The following is a 1035-nucleotide window of genomic DNA, read 5'->3' as shown; positions in this document are numbered from 1 at the left end:
CCGCCGGCCGCCACTGCTTCCCCTGTTCCCACCGGGCCGATGGGCGATTCTTCTCCGCGCGAATAGGTGCCGGTCAGCAGCGCGGCGTCGATCACATGCCCGCGGATCGCATCGAGCAGCGCGGCGCGGCCGGCGGCTTCGTCCAGCGCCGGGACGCGCGACAGTGCGAACAATTGGAATACATAATCGTGGTTGCCATGGCCGTTGGGCGGATCGGGCGGCAGCCAGCCGTGTGCGCCATAGCTGTTGCGCCCGATATCCTCACCCGAATCCGGCGCGATCGTGCCTTCGGCCAGCGCGCCGTCGGCGGGCGGCAGATCCCATAGCAGCGCATGGACCAGCGGGCTGGGGGTGGGCGCGTCGGGATCCTCGACCAGCAGCGCCAGCGCTGCGGCGTCGGCAGGGACGCCGTGCCAGACCAGCGGCGGCGACACGCCGTCGCCGTCGGCAGTGAACCGCACGGGCAACCGCCCGCCATCGGCGAACGCCGGGCTGGTCAGCGACAGGCGCGCGGCGGGCGGCGCGATGCCGTCCTGCACGATCGCCAGCTTGGCATGACCGGCACGTACCGGGCGCAACATGCTGCCCAGCCAGTGGGGAAGATGTTCGAGCATCGCGGCCTTCCTTCCATGTCCATCGCGACTGATCCGAAGGGAATAACGCCGCCGCACCCGTTCGGTGGCGAGCCGCGGACGATAAAGGATTACGTAACCTGATTCTGTCACCTCGTTCGGCACTTGCCACGATGTTGCCGCGCTCGATCTCGTTCCGCGCCCTGTGCGCCTTCGGCCTGGTGCTCGCACTGGCGCTCGGCCTGCTGTTCAGCGGCGGCGTGATCGCGCGCGACGTCAGCCTGGAAAATGTGCGCGTCGGCCGGCTGAGCCAGATCCTGCGCGACGAGAACACCGGGGACGAGGCGCAGCAGCACCTGCGGCTCGCGCTGGGCGACCTGACCCGTGTGGCCGAGCGCGGCGAACCGGTGGAGCCGAGCCAGGCCACTCGCGTCCGGCGCGAGCTGCGCGCGTTCGCGGCGGG

Annotated in this window: 2 protein-coding genes; one reads left to right on the top strand and one right to left on the bottom strand. The window is 70.5% G+C overall.

What is annotated here, in order from left to right; all coding sequences use genetic code 11:
* A partial coding sequence (locus tag AX685_RS15910; protein ID WP_066490398.1) for a YbhB/YbcL family Raf kinase inhibitor-like protein occupies positions 1–614 on the bottom strand: 614 nt, incomplete at its 3' end.
* Between the two features lie 131 nt (positions 615–745).
* On the opposite strand from AX685_RS15910, the gene AX685_RS15905 reads away from it, so the two are divergent.
* A partial coding sequence (locus tag AX685_RS15905; RefSeq protein ID WP_156445861.1) for a hypothetical protein occupies positions 746–1035 on the top strand: 290 nt, incomplete at its 3' end.

Source organism: Sphingomonas sp. CCH9-F2 (assembly GCF_001556735.1).
GTDB classification, from domain to species: Bacteria; Pseudomonadota; Alphaproteobacteria; order Sphingomonadales; family Sphingomonadaceae; genus Sphingomonas; species Sphingomonas ginsenosidimutans.
This window is presented reverse-complemented; position numbering and strand designations above follow the sequence as displayed.